Consider the following 16,587-nt stretch of genomic DNA (forward strand, 5'->3'; position numbering starts at 1 on the left):
GGCGACCGAGTTCGTGGTCGGTGACCCGCCGAGGGACGTACGTCGTTTCCGCGCCGACCGAAGGCCGGGGTGTACGGCTTTAGAGGGCCGGCGCGTTCATCGCGCGGCAACACACCCGGTCGAAGTCGTGGTGCTGACGGGAAGGCCAGAAGGGCTCGAGGTCATGGCGACCCGTCGCACGTCGGTTCTGGAAGCTGGCCATGGATCCATTGAAGCAGACACACGCCCGCAGCAGCAGTCTCCTCTCACGTCTCGGACACCTCCCGGACCCGGCGGAAGTCCCTCAAGACCTCAGCCGACCAGGCGTTTCCGCCAGTCCAGCGGGGTGACGGTGATGGCCGTGCCGGGATCGCCGTCCCAGAGGGTGGACAGCCCCTGCGCGTCGAGGGCCGCGACGACGTCCCGTCCGACCGCCGCCGTGGTCTCGGCGGACCCGTCGAAGCCGCCGTAGAGCAGCATCAGTCCGTGCCCGGCGGCGGCGCCCTCGGCGCACTGGGAGTGGAAGAACACGAATCCCCGGGCGTCCGGCGGGCCTTCGGCGCCTATCTCGCTCGTACCGCAGGTGCGGCAGCATGTGAAGTTCTCCCGGGCCGTGATGCCGTGGGCCCCCTGGAGGGCCTCGAAGGCGCGGGTGAGCCGCTCGGGGTCGGTGACCCCGTCCCAGGTGTCCTGCTCGGCGAGCCGCTCCACCCAGAGCCGGTCGACGAGCTGCCTGGCCTGCGCGGGGGAGACGGGCCGGTGGTCGCCCTCGACCAGGTACTCCTCGGCGGTCTCGGTGAGCCGCGCCCGGTCGTCGTACCCGCAGCGCAGCAACTCCCGCACCCGCTCCTCGATCTGCTCCCGTACGTCGTCGTCGAGCTCCGGCACCTCCTCGGGGGTGTCGTGCTCGACGGGCGTCCACTCGATGCCGGCGTCCCAGCCCTCCGCCCGCCGCGCCCAGCCGGTCATGGCGTCCGCGACCCGCTCGGGGTCGGTGAGCACGGCCCCGAAGAACCGGTCGCGGCTCTCGCGGTGTTCCAGCTGGTACTCGCCGTCGGTGCCGTCGTCGGCCCGCTGGTGCCAGACCTGGACGAAGACGTCCGGCACGTCCGGTATCCGCTGCACGACCAGGAAGCGGTCGCCCTGGTCCCCGATCCGGCACACCAGCTCACGCAGCCGCTCCGCCGTGATCCGGGCGTGCTTCTCCCAGTTCTCCGTCTCGACCTTGACGGCCAGCTGATCGTTCTTCATGCCCCCACCCTGGCACGCCTCACTGACAACGCCGGAGGGCGCCCACCGGAACCGGTGGACGCCCTCACGGAAAGCGCGGGAAACGCTGTGCGGCTGCCGCGGATCAGACCTGGCCGGCCTTGTCGAGCGCGGTGCAGCAGGTGTCGACGATCAGACGCGTCACGACGTACGGGTCGACGTTGGCGTTGGGACGGCGGTCCTCGATGTAGCCCTTGCCGTCCTTCTCGACCTGCCACGGGATACGGACCGAGGCGCCACGGTTGGAGACACCGTAGGAGTACTCGTTCCACGGGGCGGTCTCGTGCAGACCGGTCAGGCGGTCGTCGATGCCGGCGCCGTAGTTCTTGACGTGGTCGAGCGGCTTCGAGCCCTCGCCCAGCGACTCGCACGCGGTGATGATCGCGTCGTAGCCCTCGCGCATCGCCTTGGTGGAGAAGTTGGTGTGCGCACCGGCGCCGTTCCAGTCACCCTTGGCCGGCTTGGGGTCGAGGGTGGCGGCGACGTCGAAGTCCTCGGCGGTGCGGTAGAGCAGCCAGCGGGCCACCCAGAGGTGGTCGGAGACCTCCAGCGGGGAGACCGGGCCGACCTGGAACTCCCACTGGCCGGGCATGACCTCGGCGTTGATGCCGGAGATGGCGAGACCGGCGGCGAGGCAGTTCTCCAGGTGGGCCTCGACGATGTCGCGGCCGAAGATCTCGTCCGCGCCGACACCGCAGTAGTAGCCGCCCTGGGGGGCCGGGAAGCCGCCCTTGGGGAAGCCGAGCGGCGAGCCGTCCTGGAAGAACGTGTACTCCTGCTCGATGCCGAAGATCGGCTCCTGCGAGGCGAACTTCTCGGCGACCTCACGCAGCGCGGCACGGGTGTTGGACTCGTGCGGCGTCATGTCGATGTTGAGGACCTCGCAGAGCACGAGGACGTCGTCGCCGCCGCGGATCGGGTCCGGGCAGGTGAAGACCGGCTGGAGCACACGGTCCGAGGAGTGCCCCTCGGCCTGGTTGGTGGAGGACCCGTCGAAGCCCCAGATCGGCAGCGCGTCCAGACCGGCGGGCGCACCCGCGATGATCTTGGTCTTGGAGCGGAGCTTGGCCGTCGGCTCGGTGCCGTCGATCCAGATGTACTCAGCCTTGAAGGTCACGGGACACATCCTTCGGGGTGGGTCACTAGGCGCATGTGCGGGTGCTGCGGCGCTGCGGCACTGAAACGCCGCGCTGATGCCGGGCAGCCTGTCAACCTGCGATTTCCCGGTCATTGCTCGAATGTGAACCCCGTGTTACCTGGTGCTGCTGTGGCGCGACTCACGTCCCGGAGGACGCGCTGGTGGCACGCGCGCGGGAGGCCGGCCACCGCTGTTCGTGGTGGCCGGCCTCCCCGGGCGGCGATCGCCTGCCCTTCACCTCACCGTAACGAGCGGGTCCGCCCCCGCCGGTCCGGCCCGGGTCACCCCACCTTCTCGATCAGCGCGCGGCGGATCAGGAACTTGCCGGGTTCCCGGACCTGTTCGAAGGCCGCGTTGTTCAGCAGGGCACAGCTGCCGGAGACCGAGGTGACCTCCACGGTCGTGGACTTGTTGTTGTCCAGGTTGGTCACCCGCAGCTTCGTGCCGGCCGGGAACTGGTTGCTGGACGCGGCCGGGGCGCCGCCCTCGCCGGAGAGGGTGACGGTGGAGCCGTTGCAGACCTGCTCGCCCGCACCGGCGTTCCCCGCGTTCCCGCCGGCCGCGCCTGCGGCCCCACCCGCGTTCCCCGCGGCCTCGTCGCCCTGGGGGTCCTGAGCCGACCCCCCGGTCTCCGCGGCCGGCGCGGACGGCTGTGCGGGCTGTGCCGCCTGGGAGCCCTGAGCCGACTCCCCGACGACGCAGTCCGACGCCTCCTGCTGGACCTTGATCTGGGCGATGACCGCCTCGCGGTTGGCGATCCGGGCCGCCGACTGGGCGTCGGGTTTCGCCTTCTGGTCCGCGATGAACCGCTCGTTGTTGCCGAGCGCGGTGGCCAGCCCCTGACAGACACTGGAATCCGCCGCGCTCTGCGCCGCGTTCGACGTGGCCGCCATGGCGAAGGCCCCGCCTCCCGCCACCGCCGCCGCGGTCACGAACAACGCGACCCTCTTCTTCGTGCCGAGCGTTCTCCTACGCGACATGCGCGCCTCCTGTTCCCGGTGACCCTCGCCGGGCCGCCGGATCGGAACGAGTACGCCGCTATGTACGAGATCCCGAACGAAGCTACTCAACGGTCACAGGGAACTCTCAAGTAACGCACGTCACATTGGAGTTACCTGGACTTAGAGTTACCTGGACTTGGAGTCACCTGGACAGGGCGTCCCGCACCGCCTCGTCCGTGCGGGCCACCAGCGCGGTGCCGTCGTCCGCGGTGATGATCGGCCGCTGGATGAGCTTCGGGTGCTCGGCGAGCGCCTCGATCCACCGGTCGCGCGTACCGGCGTCCCGCGCCCACTCCTTGAGGCCGAGCTCCTTGGCGGCGGCCTCCTGGGTGCGGGTGATGTCCCAGGGTTCGAGCCCGAGCCGGTCCAGTACGGCACGGATCTCGTCCTCGCTCGGGACGTCCTCCAGATAGCGGCGGACGGTGTAGTCGGCGCCCTCGGCGTCGAGCAGGCTGATCGCGCTGCGGCACTTGGAACAGGCCGGATTGATCCAGATCTCCATGCCGCCCACCGTAGCCAACCGGCCCCGAAAACCCGTGTTCCACCCCTGTCACAAGACCCCTCAGATCCCTTCTGGCCAGGGGCGATTGTCAGTGGTGGGTAGTAAAATAGAAGCAGTGTTCGAGGGTTGCCGACGGGGGATTTCCGGCGGCGCCCAGACCGCGACAGGAGGATGTCTTGCCCGCTGCCGCACTGAAGTCGAAGCCGCTGCCCACCCAGTCCACCGTCCAGCATCCGGTACTGCTCGACCTGCCCTACGCACCGGTGGTGAAGCACACGCTGCCGCCGGGCCGTCCGCGCGAGTGGTACATCACCCACAACCGGCGTCTGAAGGCCATGCGCCTCGCGATCGCCCTGCTCGACTCCGGCGTCCACATGCCGAACCAGGCGCGCAACGAGACGATCCGGAGCACGGCGGAGGTCATCGGAGTGCATCCGCCGTCGGACACCACGTGCCACATGGTGCGGGCGCTGATGCGCTACAGCCGCTGACGCGGTACGGCCACCGAGGCCGTCCCCTCTGTCGGTGCCGTCCACTCCCCAAGGGGTGGGCGGCACCGGTGCGTCGGGGGGAAAGGGTGATCTCCGGCCGCCAGGGTTGGCCGGAGATCGCCCTAGCCCTGCCCGCCCGGGGTCCATACGATGCGGTCGCCCCTCGGTCTTCACAGGTGTTTCACAGAGTGCGGGGCACTCGCGCATGTCTATTGACATGTGCATGACCGTCATTTAGATCGGAGAACCCCCCATGGTTCGTGGTCTCCTCCTGGGCGGCGCAGTGGCCGCCCTGTTCTCCAGTGCGCTACCCGCGCAGGCCGAGTCCCCGTTCGAGGACCCGCCCCCGGACAAGATCGTCATCAAGGTCGCCACGGTGAACGGCTCCGGCTGTCCCCAGGGCACGGCCGCGGTCGCCGTCTCACCGGACAACACCGCGTTCACGGTGACCTACAGCGACTACCTCGCCCAGGTCGGCGGCGGCGCCCCGTCCACCGCGTTCCGCAAGAACTGCCAGCTCAACCTGATCGTCCATGTGCCCGGCGGCTTCACCTACGCCATCGCCAGCGTGGACTACCGAGGCTTCGCCTCCCTCCAGCGCGGCGCGAGCGGTGTGGAGAAGGCCTCGTACTACTTCCAGGGATCCCCCGACACGGCGGCCCGGACCCACACGTTCAACGGCCCGCTCGAGGACAACTGGCAGGCCACGGACGAGACCGACTGGGCCCAACTGGTCTGGGCGCCCTGCGGGGTCGAGCGCAACTTCAACATCAACACCGAGCTGCGGGTCAACCGGGGGTCGTCGCCGGCGAGCAGCACGAGCTTCATGACGATGGACTCGACGGACGGCGACATCAGCACGATCTATCACTTGGCCTGGAAGGAGTGCCCGGAGAAGTGAGCCGCGGCGCCGGGTGCCCCTCGCTGCGCGGGCACCCGGTGTTCGGGTCGGCGTTTGGTTCCTGGGCACCCGGTGTTCGGGTCGGTGTTTCGTCCGCGGGCCCGGTGGGGCTTCTCGCGCAGTTCCCCGCGCCCCTGAAAAGCAGGGGCTGCGCCCCGTGCTTTTCAGGCCCGCAGCCCCCGTTGCCCTTCAGGCCCGCAGCCCCCGTTGCCCTTCAGGCCCGCAGCCCCCGTTGCCCTTCAGGCCCGCAGCCCCCGTTGCCCTTCAGGCCCGCAGGGCCGGGGTCTTTCAGGCCCGCAGGGGCCTGATGCTTTCAGGGGCGCGGGGAACTGCGCGAGAAGCCCCGCAACCCCGGCGCTCCCGCGAGGCCGTCACCTCCGCCGAGAGCCTCGAACACCACCGACCCGGGCCCTCCGCCACCATCCTCCCGCCCCCCACTGGCAACGCCCGGCACTCCGGGGGCCTCCCTACGCGTACCGCTCCAGCACCCCGCCCACATACGCCTCCAGCCGCGCCCCCAGCACCTCCGCCGTCAGATCCGTCCGCCCCAGCTCCCGCCACGGTCCCGCCAGCTTCTCCGCGTCGGGCGCGTACGCGAGCGCGTCAAGCAGCAGCCAGTACCCGTGGTCCCGGTCCCGCGAGAGCGGGCGCCCGCCCCGCGCCTCGTACCGCGCCCGGAACCCCGTCCCGTACCCGGCCCCGTACAGCAGCGCCACCGCCGTCGAGCAGTGCGCCACGTCCAGATCGGCGGGCCCCCACGAGGTCTCCACCCAGTCCACCACCCCGCCGACCCGCAGGTCACCACGCGCGCCCGCGCCCGTGAACAGCACGTTCCCCGGATGGAAGTCCCGGTGCAGAAAACACCCCTCGTACGCGGGCGGCTCCCGCCGGATCACGTCCACGGCCCGTTCCCACAGCGGACCGCCGGGCGTGGTGACCCGTTCGGGAGAGGTCCAGGCCTGGTAGGTGCGAGGCCGTTCCTCCGGTACGACCGCGTGGATCCGGGCGAGCTGCCCGGCGAGCAGGTCCAGCCGCCGCTCCAGGTCCGCGTCCTCCGCGATCCGCACGGACCCCGGCAGCAGGGACATCAACAGCGAGGGGTGGTCGGTCAGTTCGGCCGTCGGGTCGACGGCGTGCAGGAGGGGCGCGGGAATGCCGTCGTACGGGGCGAGGAGGGTGAGCATCTCGGCCTCGCGGCGCAGCAGCCCCGGCGCGTGCAGCCGGAAGAACGGTTTCACGAACGACCGCAGGACCAGATCCGTCCCGTCGTCGAGTTCCAGCCGACGTATCCGCGACGTCCAACCGCCGCGCAGATCGGCCCAGTTCCGCACGGAGCGGCCCGCGGGGAGCCGCTCGGCCACCCACGCACGGGTCGCCGCCCACTCGTGATCGTCGAATGTCATGCGGCCAGCATCGCCGACGAGTGGCGTCGGCATCCCCGATAAATGGGATGCCCCGGCACCCGCCGCACGAGCATCCTGGAAACGCGGAGCGAAGGCCCCCGGAACGCCGGGCCCGTGCACGACGGGCCCTGTTCTCCGGTCCGGGACCACTCTTCCCCGCACGGTCATCACCCACGCCACGCCCCGAGGAGTCCCGTCATGGGCACCGTGATCCTGTCGGCGACCGCGGTTCTGGTCGTCATGGGTTTCTCCGACAACATCCTCTGGCTGGCCGCAGTCGCCCTGCTCTACCTGTACGTCCGCCACGGTCGCACGGGGGGAGGCTCGGCGCCGTCGGGCCCCCCGGCGGCCGGCGGCTCGGCCCAGCCCGCCTCCTACCGCGCGTACCGCGACCGCCGTGACCAGCAGGCGAAGTGGGAGCGCCGCTACCGCCGCGAACGGCCTTTCGAGACCCGTCGGCAGGAGCGCGACACGAGCAAGAAGTAGTCATGAGCAGCGGCAAGGAGCAGCGAGTGACGGCGTCCCGGGGCCGAGGTCACAGCCCCGGGGCGCCCCAGACCGGGAACCACCGGCTCAGCTCGGGCTCGACCCGCAGCTCGTCCCCGAGTACGGCCCGGACCCGCAGCTCCAGCGCGTTGTCGCGCCGCTGCCCGCCACCCGGCAGCGGCGCGAACGGATAGAACGTCCCCCGCTTGTAGAGATAGACGATCCCGAGCCGCGCCCCGCCACGGTCACCCGCACCGACCTCCCCGCCCCCGCCTTCGCTCCCGTCCCCGCCCGTGAGGTGGAACCCGACGACCGAGCAGAGCAGTTGCGGCCCGAAGCCACCGCTCTCCAGGGCGCTGTTGACCGCGTGCAGATCGCTCACCAGCGCGGGCAGGTCCTGCGGAGCCCGCCGGGAGACCAGCCACGAGTAGCCGTACTCGTCCCGCTCGATCCCGACCGGCGGCCCGGTCCGCCCCGCGTCCGCGTCGAGCAGGGCCCGCACCTCCCGCCGTACGCCGTCGAAGGCCGCGCCCTCGACCGTCGCGAAGCACACCGCGCCCGTGCCGGTCGGGGTGAGGGAGACGGCCGCCTCCAGCGCGACGGCGGCCGAGGGGAGGGCGAAGAGCCGGTCGAGATCGGGTGCGACCGGCTTCGTACGGCCGAGGAGGACGTCCAGCAGCCCCATGCCCGCTCAGCCCGCCTTCCCGGACCCACGGGACCCACTGGACCCGCCGGAATCCTCTGATCCCCCTGAACCACCGGACCCCCCTGAACCACCGGACCCCGGCGCGGCAGCGGTATCCAACTCCGCTGAGATGCGGGCCAGTTGGTCGAGCCGCTGCTCCAGAGGCGGGTGGGTGGCGAAGAAGCGGGTCAGATGGGGGTGGTCGCCGAGCGCGGGGGTGAAGTAGAAGGCGTTGAAGGCCTGCGAGGTGCGCAGGTCCCGGGTGGGGATGCGCGCGATGTCGCCGGTGACCTTGGTGAGCGCGGAGGCCAGCGTCGAGGGCCGCCCGGTGAGGAGGGCGCCCGCCCGGTCGGCGGCCAGCTCGCGGTACCGGGACAGCACCCGGATCAGCAGGAAGCTCAGGACGTACACCGCGGCGGAGACGCCCATGATCACGCTGAACACGACGGCGGTGTTCTGGTCCCGCCTTCCGCCGAACATGTGCGAATAGAACGCGGCCCGCACGACGAGCCCGGCGATCACTCCGAGGAACGAGGCGACCGTCATGACGGCGACATCGCGGTGCGCCACATGCGACAGCTCGTGCGCGAGCACGCCCTCCAGTTCGTCCGGCTCCAGCCGCCGCAGCAGCCCGGTCGTCACACACACCACGGCGTGATCGGCGTTCCGCCCGGTCGCGAACGCGTTCGGCATCTCCATGTCGGCCACGGCGACCCGCGGCTTCGGCACGTCCGCGACCGCGCACAGCCGGTCCACGACCCCGTGCAGCAGCGGATACTCCTCCGGCTCCACGATCCGCCCGCGCATCGCGTAGAGGGCGACCCGGTCGGAGTACCAGTACTGCGCCCCCAGCAGCCCGGCGGCGATCACCACGACCAGCACCCAGGACCGCAGCAGCGCGATCAGCACGGCCACGAACACGACATAGAGCAACCCGAGCAGAAACATCGTGACCGTCATCCGCACGGCCAGCCGGGGATCACTCCGGAACCGCTCAGACATCCGTACCACCCCGCACTCAGGCAGCAGCTCGTCCCGCTTCCATTGTGCGCCCGGGGATCCCCATGCGGAGGTCACGCGGCGGTCCGGATCACCCCTCAGCAGGGCAAAGGCCGCGGAGGCTCAGTACGAGGACCGATAGTTGACGTAGCCGATCAGCGCGATCAACCCCGCCACACACCCGAACACGATCACGGTCGACACCCAGGACGACCGGCGCGGCGTCCTCGGCCCCGGATCAGCGCGGAAGGGCTGCGGCGCGGGCGGGTTCTCCTTCCAGCGGGCCGCGAGCATCCGGGCCCGCGCGGAGGGCTCCTTGTGCTCGGCGCCGTCCGCCCACTTGATGTCGAACTCCCGCTCGTCGTCGTCCTGTTCGGGCATCCCCATGTCTCCCCGTCGTCTCTCGAACAGTCGTGCCAGAACCATACGACGACGCCCCCGTCCCGAGAAACGGGAACGGGGGCGCCGCCGCGAAAACGCCCGGACTACGCGTCGATCACACGTCGGAGAAGTGATGCCCCGGTGCCGCGACCTCGGGTGCGGGTCTGCTCCTCCGCTCCAACCAGCGCGGAAGATCGTCCTCGACCGCTGCCCCTCAGTCGCACACCCTTCTGTACGGCGCGTCCGGTACGTACGTGTCCCACTCGCTCCTCGTCAGGTCCTCGTTCCCGGCGCGGGCGCAGACGTGGGCGATGGCGCGGGTGGGGTCGACGGGGTGGCGGTGGAGGGGGACGTGGCCGCCGCCGGCGTAGAGGGTGGTGTTGTCGGGGCTGAAGGCGAGGGAGTCGATGGGCTCGCCGGGGGTGGGGAGCGGGCCGCCGAGGGGCTGTTGGGTGGTGGTGTCCCAGAGCTGGATGGTGCCGGCGTCGCCGCCGACGGCGAGGGTCTGGCCGTCGGGGCTGAAGGCGAGGGCGCTGACCGCCTCGGGGGTGTCGCCGAGCGGGGCCGGGAAGACGTTGCGCAGGACACCGGCCCGGCGGCGCAGGTCACCGTCCCACAGGGCGACGCGGCCGGTCCGGTCGCCCGCCGCCAAGCGGCTGCCGTCAGGGCTGAAGGCGAGCGCACTGATGTGATCGCCCTGGACCAGATCCAGCGCGACGATGCTGTCGACGGTCTCGCGGGCCACCCGGTTGTCGCCGACGGCCAGTTCGGTGCGCGGGCTGAGTGCGAGGCGCGCGCTGACCAGGCCGGAATCGGTCAGCAACTCCGTCCGCCGGCCGGTGGTGGTGTCCCACATCTCGTTCGCGGGTTCGCCGCCGGGCGGGGTGCGGGTGGTGAAGAGAGTGCGGCCGTCGGGGGTCAGCGCGAGCGCGGTCACCGGCGCCCCGGACTGGGCCGGCCCCACGTCCAGCGTGCTCAGTGCACGGTCGCGGGTCAGGTCCCAGACGGTGAACCGCTGTGACCCGGCCGGTCCGCCCGGCGCCGTGACGCCGTAGACGAACCAGCCGCTCTCGGGGCTGAACGCCATCCGGGGGGCGGTGTCCGCGGGCGCGAGCGGTGTCCCGTTCTGTCCGCCGCGGGCGACGACCGGCGAGGCTGGGCGCGGGAGTGTGCGGACGAGCCGGCCGTTGTCGGTGTCGCGCAGTTCGAAGACGTAGCCGTGGGTCGCGCGTCGGGCGGTGGCGAAGCGGCGGCCGTCGGGGCTGAGCAGTACGCCGTCCAGGGGGCGGTCGCGCCACGCGGCGGTGACGGCCGTCGTCACGTCGAGGGTGTGGACGGTGCCGCCCTCCAGGTAACGCAGGGCGGGTGCGCCGGGGTCCCAGGCGAGGCCGCCGTGCGGGTGCTGGTTGTTGAGGGGATGCCGTAGGACGGGGGCGGCCGGGGCGGACAGCCGCCAGACCCGGATCTCGTCGGCGGAGCCCGCCGTCGCCAGGAAAGCCCCTCCCCTGCTGAACGACGCGTATCGCACACCCGGGTCGCTGATCTCGGCGACGCGGACACCGGTACGGACGTCCCACACCAGGACCCGTTCCCCGGCGACGACGGCGAACCGTCCGTCGTTCCCGAACACCACCGCCGAGTCGGCACCGCAGGCCCCCTGTTCCCGCTCCCACTCCCCCTGCCGCGACCGCCCTGCGCCTGCCTCCAGGACCTGCGGCGCCTCCCCTGTCGGGCAGACGGCCACCAGCCGGTCGTCACCGCTCGGCGCCACGTTCGCCGGGGTCGCCCCCCGCGTCTCGAACAGCACGGCACCATCGGCGACGGCCCGAACGCGTACGACGTCCGCGCCGGAGTCGGAGCCGGCGCCCGACCCGGCGTCGCCCGCACCGGGTTCGCCCACGACGAAGCTGCGCCCACTCGCCCCGAAGGCGATCCCCTCCCGGCCGGGCGTCAGCGGCCCACCTCCCGTCCACCGTCCCGCCCTCGTGTCCCACAGCCGTACGTGCCCGTCCGCGCCCGCGATCGCCAGGACGCGGGCGTCGGGGCCGGCTGCCAGGACCTCGCCCTCGGGGAGGCGGCCCGAGCCGGTGCTGCGGCGGGTGCCGAGGTTCCAGGTCTGCCAGGAGCGGTCGTCGACGCTGAGGAGGGTGCGGCCGGAGTCGGCGAGGAAGCGCCGGGAGCGGAATCCGGAGGCGGGGTCGCTGAAGGAGGCGGACTCGGGCTGGGCGAGGGAGCCGAGCAGGGCACGGCGGGTCTCGGGGAGGCGGGCGATGCGCCAGGCGGCGCCGCTGAGGAGAAGGGCGGCGCGCGGGTCGGTGGTGCGCAGGCCGTCGGCGACGGCGGCGATACGGCGGGCGGTGTTCTGGGTCTGCTGGTGCCGGTTGTCGTCGTGCTGCCGCCAGGCCGTGAGGCCCGCGACGAGCGCCATCGCGAGGACGGCGGAGAGCGCGCCGGCCAGGATGCGGGAGCGGCGCGTGGAGCGCGCGGCGGCCCGGCGCTCGGCCTCACGGGCGTCGAACGCGGCGGTGAGGAAGTCCCGTTCGACCTCGGTGAGCGCGGGGTCGCGGGTGTGGTCGGGGAAGACCTCCTCCGTACGGGCGAGGCGGGTGCCGCGGTAGAGGGTGCCGGGGTCGCGGGCGTGCTCCAGCCAGGCGCGGGCCGCCTCGGTGAGCCGGCGGTGGTGCCGCAGCCGTTGCCTGTCCTGTTCGATCCAGCCGTGCAGCCGGGGCCAGCAGCCGATCAGCGCCTCGTGGGCGAGGCGTACGCCCTCCTCGTCGACGGTCAGCAGCCGGGCGCAGGCCAGCCGTTCCACCACCACGTGCACATCGGGGTGGGCCCACTCCAGGAGTTCGGCCCGGGACAGGGGGCGCCCGGTGTCGACGGTGCCCCGGCCCGGCTCGACCAGCCGCAGCAGCAGCTGCCGGGCGGCGGCGGCCTGCGACGCGGACAGCTGCCCGTACACCTCCTCGGCGCTCGCCGCGATCGCGCCGTTGAGTCCGCCGGCCGCCTCGTACGCGGCCGTCGTCAGCATGCGGCCCTTGCGGCGCCGCCAGGTCTCCAGCAGCGCGTGCGAGAGCATCGGCAGCGCGCCGGGCCGGCCCTGGACCTCCTCGACGACCGCCGCGGCCAGCGACCGTTCCACCAGGAGACCGACCGCCTGCGCGGGCCGCACCACCGCCTCGCGCAGTTCGTCCGCGTTCATCGGGCCGACCAGCAGCCCGGCGCGGCTCAGCGCGTTCGCCAGTTCCGCGTGTTCGCCGCAGCGGGCGTAGAAGTCGGCGCGTACGGCGATGATCACCCGCAGCCGGGAGCCGGGTTCCCGGGCGGTGAGCAGCAGGTCGATGAAGCGGGCCCGCTCCGCCTCGTCCCGGCAGAGGGTGAAGACCTCCTCGAACTGGTCCACCACCACCCAGCTCTCCGGCTCGTCCGCCGCGGGGGTCAACAGGTGTCCATACGTCTCGGCCGGTCGGGCGCCCGGCGTGAACACCCGCAGCACCGCCGCGCCCTCCCGCCGCGCGATGCTCGCGCGCACCCGGGGAACGACCCCGGCGCGCAGCAGCGAGGACTTGCCACTGCCGGAGGCTCCGAACACGGCGGCGAAGCGGTGCGCGGTCATCAGCTCGCACAGCTCCGCCACCAGCCGGTCGCGGCCGAAGAACAACTCGTGGTCGTCCGGTTCGAAGCGGGCGAGGCCCCGGTACGGCGCCGGCGCGTCCTTCTCGTCGTCCACGGGAACCGCCGCGGCCGCCGCCTCGGCCTCCTTCCAGTACGGCTCCCACTCGTCGGGATCCCCGCCGCACGCCCTCGCATACCCCAGGACGACCGCCAGCGAGGGCAGCCGCTCCCCGGCCGCCGCCTGGGACAGGGTCGTCGCCGAGAATCCGGCGTCCTCGGCCATCGCCCGGTACGAGGGGTTGCCGGCGGCTCCGCGCAACTCCCTCAGCCGGTGGGCGAGCAGCTGGACGGGGCCGGCCGTCGGGTCAATGGCTCTTTCCGGGCGCCCCATACACCTACCCATTTCCGAACTATTACGAGATTTCCGACACTTACGGCATTTTCTGATACGTCAAGTGAGCCGGGTCGGAGGCATCAACATACGTATCCCGCTGACCAGCCGAAACCCTGCGGCCGCGAAGTGTGGCGTTGATGACAGCGGCGGTACGTGCCGCCGAACAATCCGGAACCGTTGGCCGGATTTGATTGCCCTGGTGAGAGTAGGTGTCGATCAACTCTCCGCTTGCCAGTCTCTGTCCCGTCAAGCCGGATCAGCCGGCGTCCCCCGCCGCTGAGCAGCCTCTGCCCCGCAGAGCCAGATCACCGGCGTCCCCCGCGCAGAGCAAGTGGAGAACCGCTGATGTCCCAAGCACTGAAGAGCAGGAAGTCCCGCCTCGGCCGCCTCGGGCGTTTCGCGCTCGTCGCGGCCAGCGCCGCCGCGCTGACCATCGGGCTGACCAGCAGCGCCCACGCCGGCGTACTGACCCCCCTGCCCGAGAGCACCACCACGTTCCAGAAGACCTTCCAGCCGGTCTTCGACTACGACACGGACAGCTGTCTCCCGGTCGCCGCCATCGACCAGTGGGGCAACCTCAACGGCGGCCTCGACGACAGCGGACCCATCACCGGCCAGTGCCGCGACAACCACCTGGGCAGGGCCAACGTCTACTCGCGGGCCAAGTGCAACAACGGCTGGTGCGCGATCGTCTACACCGAGTACTTCGAGAAGGACATGTCCTGCGCTGGATGCACCAGCACGTCGCACCGCCACGACTGGGAAGCCGCCGTGATCTGGATCCGGCAGGGCGCGAGCACGCCCTCGTACGCGTCCGTCTCCGCCCACGGCAACTACACGACCAAGAACTGGAGCGATGTCCCGAGGGACGGGGTCCGTCTCAAGGTCGTCTACCACAAGGAGGGCCAAGTGCTTGACTGGGGGACCCACGCCTTCCGCTTCGCCGGCTGGGGCGAGACCGCGGAGGCCTGGGGTGACGGCGGCTGGGACTTCCCGCCCCTGGTCACCTGGAACAGGTTCCCGGCCGGCAACAACGGTGTGAACCTCCAGAGCCGGATGCAGAACGCCACCTGGGGCGACGCCAACTTCCCGCTGAAGGACGGCCGCTACAACAACGAGCTCAACGCGGCCAAGAACGGCCCCGCCGCCGGCATCCCCTTCGACGTGTGGGCCGCCGGCTGACGGACACAGGAACGGACGCAGACAGGATCCTGCCCCGACGGCACTCCCCCCGCCGCCGGGGCAGGCCCCTTCCCTCACGTAAACCCATTGAGTTCTCCGCCACCCCCAACTCTCGCGGTCCCCCGGCTCGAAGCGTCGCGAAGACTTCGGGCCACGTCGCCATGGCGTAGTCCGTCACGAGACAGGCCGCCCCGTCGGAGAGCAGGGCGGCGGCGCGTACTTCTTCGCTGGCAACGCTGTCAGTCGGCGCGTGTTCCTGCCGTGGAAGACCCCGGACGGCCCGCCGGTCACCGCGAAATTGCTGTTCTTATGCACCTCACGGCATGCACGCCTTGCGGCACTACTACGCGTCGGTCCTGCTGGACTCGGGAGAGAACATCAAGGCGTTGGCCGAGTACCTCGGTCACTCCGACCCCGGATTCACGCTCCGGACGTACACGCACCGGATGCCGAACAGCCAGGACCGCGCCCGTAGAGCCATCGATGCCGCGTTCGGTGCACCGGATGCGGACAACGGTTCCGGCGGAGCCGAGGCGCTGACCTGAGCGGCCGGCGGGGCCGTAGCTCTCGACAGTCGTTCGCGGCGCGGCCCGAAAAAGGCCGTCGGCCGTGCCCTTCCGGCGAGGAAGAACACGGCCGACGGCCCACACACGGCCCAGGGGAGCGGAAACCCGCTCTGACCTGGGGCGATATCACACGTCGAAGTAGAGCTCGAACTCGTGCGGGTGCGGGCGCAGCTGGAGCGGGGCGATCTCGTTGGTGCGCTTGTAGTCGATCCACGTCTCGATCAGGTCCGGCGTGAAGACGTCGCCCTGGAGGAGGAACTCGTGGTCGCGCTCCAGCGAGTCGAGGACGGCCGGGAGCGAGGTCGGGACCTGCGGGACGCCCGCGTGCTCCTCGGGGGCCAGCTCGTAGAGGTCCTTGTCGATCGGCTCGGCCGGCTCGATCTTGTTCTTGATGCCGTCGAGGCCCGCGAGCAGCAGGGCCGAGAAGGCGAGGTACGGGTTGCCGGAGGAGTCGGGCGCGCGGAACTCGACACGCTTGGCCTTCGGGTTCGAACCCGTGATCGGGATACGCATGGCCGCGGAGCGGTTGCGCTGCGAGTAGACCAGGTTCACCGGGGCCTCGAAGCCCGGGACCAGACGGTGGTACGAGTTCACCGTCGGGTTGGTGAAGGCCAGCAGCGACGGGGCGTGCTTGAGGATGCCGCCGATGTAGTAGCGGGCGGTGTCCGACAGGCCCGCGTAACCGGCCTCGTCGTAGAAGAGCGGGGAGCCGCCCGTCCACAGGGACTGGTGGACGTGCATGCCCGAGCCGTTGTCACCGAAGATCGGCTTCGGCATGAAGGTCGCGGTCTTGCCGTTGCGCCAGGCCACGTTCTTCACGATGTACTTGAAGAGCTGGAGGTCGTCGGCCGCGGCGAGCAGCGTGTTGAACTTGTAGTTGATCTCGGCCTGGCCGGCGGTGCCCACCTCGTGGTGCTGGCGCTCGACCTGGAGGCCGGACTTGGCCAGCTCCAGCGAGATCTCCGCGCGCAGGTCGGCGAAGTGGTCGACCGGCGGGGTCGGGAAGTAGCCGCCCTTGTAGCGGACCTTGTAACCGCGGTTGTCCTCCAGCGCACCGGTGTTCCAGGCGCCCGCCTCGGAGTCGATGTGGTAGAAGGACTCGTTCTCCGAGGTCTTGAAGCGCACGCTGTCGAAGACGTAGAACTCGGCCTCGGGACCGAAGTACGCGGTGTCGGCGATACCGGTCGACGCCAGGTACGCCTCCGCCTTCTTCGCCACGTTCCGCGGGTCACGGGAGTACTGCTCGCCCGTGATCGGGTCGTGGATGAAGAAGTTGATGTTGACCGTCTTGTCGCGGCGGAACGGGTCGACGCGCGCGGTCGACAGGTCGGCGCGGAGCGCCATGTCGGACTCGTGGATGGCCTGGAAGCCGCGGATCGAGGAGCCGTCGAACGCGAGCTCCTCGGCCGGGTCGAAGGCCTCGGCCGGGATCGTGAAGTGCTGCATCACGCCCGGCAGGTCGCAGAAGCGGACGTCGACGAACTTGACGTCCTCGTCCGCGATGAACTTCTTGGCCTCGTCGGCGTTCTGGAACATCCAGCTCCTCCTACTCCCGACGTCACCTGCCGGGGTGGTAGTTCGTTCGTGCGGCCAGT

The 16,587-nt window shown here is 71.1% G+C and carries 13 protein-coding genes and 2 pseudogenes; 5 read left to right on the forward strand and 10 right to left on the reverse strand.

Going from position 1 to position 16,587, the window contains the following annotated elements; all coding sequences use genetic code 11:
• Positions 1-291: 291 nt before the first annotated feature.
• The 4 genes from HW837_RS37830 to HW837_RS37845 form a co-directional block, all read right to left on the reverse strand.
• Positions 292-1,230, reverse strand: a complete 939-nt coding sequence (locus HW837_RS37830) for a DUF6891 domain-containing protein (protein WP_045555422.1) — start codon at positions 1,228-1,230, stop codon at positions 292-294.
• 103 nt (positions 1,231-1,333) lie between these two features.
• Positions 1,334-2,365, reverse strand: coding sequence for a glutamine synthetase (gene glnII / locus HW837_RS37835; RefSeq protein WP_045555421.1), 1,032 nt, complete (start codon positions 2,363-2,365; stop codon positions 1,334-1,336).
• A gap of 302 nt (positions 2,366-2,667) precedes the next feature.
• Positions 2,668-3,366: an RlpA-like double-psi beta-barrel domain-containing protein gene (locus HW837_RS37840; protein ID WP_045555420.1), complete on the reverse strand. Its 699-nt coding sequence runs from the start codon at positions 3,364-3,366 to the stop codon at positions 2,668-2,670.
• Positions 3,367-3,529: 163 nt separating this feature from the next.
• Positions 3,530-3,889, reverse strand: coding sequence for an arsenate reductase family protein (locus HW837_RS37845; protein WP_045555811.1), 360 nt, complete (start codon positions 3,887-3,889; stop codon positions 3,530-3,532).
• A gap of 176 nt (positions 3,890-4,065) precedes the next feature.
• Between HW837_RS37845 and HW837_RS37850 the strand changes: the two genes are divergently transcribed.
• Positions 4,066-4,380, forward strand: coding sequence for a hypothetical protein (locus HW837_RS37850; RefSeq protein WP_045555419.1), 315 nt, complete (start codon positions 4,066-4,068; stop codon positions 4,378-4,380).
• Between the two features lie 253 nt (positions 4,381-4,633).
• Positions 4,634-5,281, forward strand: a complete 648-nt coding sequence (locus tag HW837_RS37855) for a DUF4360 domain-containing protein (RefSeq protein WP_045555418.1) — start codon at positions 4,634-4,636, stop codon at positions 5,279-5,281.
• 467 nt (positions 5,282-5,748) lie between these two features.
• Here HW837_RS37855 and HW837_RS37860 read toward each other — a convergent pair whose 3' ends face one another.
• The gene (locus tag HW837_RS37860; protein WP_177261666.1) at positions 5,749-6,684 is read right to left on the reverse strand and encodes a phosphotransferase family protein; all 936 of its coding nucleotides are present in this window, start codon (positions 6,682-6,684) and stop codon (positions 5,749-5,751) included.
• 198 nt (positions 6,685-6,882) lie between these two features.
• Between HW837_RS37860 and HW837_RS37865 the strand changes: the two genes are divergently transcribed.
• Entirely contained in the window at positions 6,883-7,170 is a 288-nt protein-coding gene (locus HW837_RS37865; protein WP_045555417.1) for a hypothetical protein, read from the forward strand.
• 49 nt (positions 7,171-7,219) lie between these two features.
• Here the strand turns inward: HW837_RS37865 and pspAB are convergent, their stop codons facing one another.
• The 4 genes and pseudogenes from pspAB to HW837_RS37885 form a co-directional block, all read right to left on the reverse strand.
• On the reverse strand, positions 7,220-7,855 hold the full coding sequence (gene pspAB, locus HW837_RS37870; RefSeq protein ID WP_045555416.1) for a PspA-associated protein PspAB: 636 nt from the start codon (positions 7,853-7,855) through the stop codon (positions 7,220-7,222).
• Between the two features lie 96 nt (positions 7,856-7,951).
• Positions 7,952-8,857: pseudogene (gene htpX / locus HW837_RS37875) on the reverse strand (zinc metalloprotease HtpX); the annotation flags it as partial.
• A gap of 120 nt (positions 8,858-8,977) precedes the next feature.
• On the reverse strand, positions 8,978-9,235 hold the full coding sequence (locus HW837_RS37880) for an SCO2583/SCO2584 N-terminal domain-containing protein (protein ID WP_045555415.1): 258 nt from the start codon (positions 9,233-9,235) through the stop codon (positions 8,978-8,980).
• 214 nt (positions 9,236-9,449) lie between these two features.
• On the reverse strand, positions 9,450-13,241 hold the full coding sequence (locus HW837_RS37885) for an nSTAND1 domain-containing NTPase (RefSeq protein WP_193381703.1): 3,792 nt from the start codon (positions 13,239-13,241) through the stop codon (positions 9,450-9,452).
• Between the two features lie 348 nt (positions 13,242-13,589).
• Here HW837_RS37885 and HW837_RS37890 point away from each other — a divergent pair, with 348 nt between their 5' ends.
• Both HW837_RS37890 and HW837_RS37895 read left to right on the forward strand, forming a co-directional pair.
• On the forward strand, positions 13,590-14,426 hold the full coding sequence (locus HW837_RS37890) for an NPP1 family protein (RefSeq protein ID WP_045555413.1): 837 nt from the start codon (positions 13,590-13,592) through the stop codon (positions 14,424-14,426).
• Positions 14,427-14,676: 250 nt separating this feature from the next.
• Positions 14,677-14,971 (forward strand): annotated as a pseudogene (locus tag HW837_RS37895) (tyrosine-type recombinase/integrase); the annotation flags it as partial.
• A 147-nt stretch (positions 14,972-15,118) separates the two neighbouring features.
• On the opposite strand, the gene glnA reads toward HW837_RS37895, so the two are convergent.
• Positions 15,119-16,528, reverse strand: a complete 1,410-nt coding sequence (gene glnA / locus HW837_RS37900; protein WP_045555412.1) for a type I glutamate--ammonia ligase — start codon at positions 16,526-16,528, stop codon at positions 15,119-15,121.
• Positions 16,529-16,587: the final 59 nt, after the last annotated feature.

The organism is Streptomyces caniscabiei (assembly GCF_014930365.1).
Lineage (GTDB): Bacteria > Actinomycetota > Actinomycetes > Streptomycetales > Streptomycetaceae > Streptomyces > Streptomyces caniscabiei.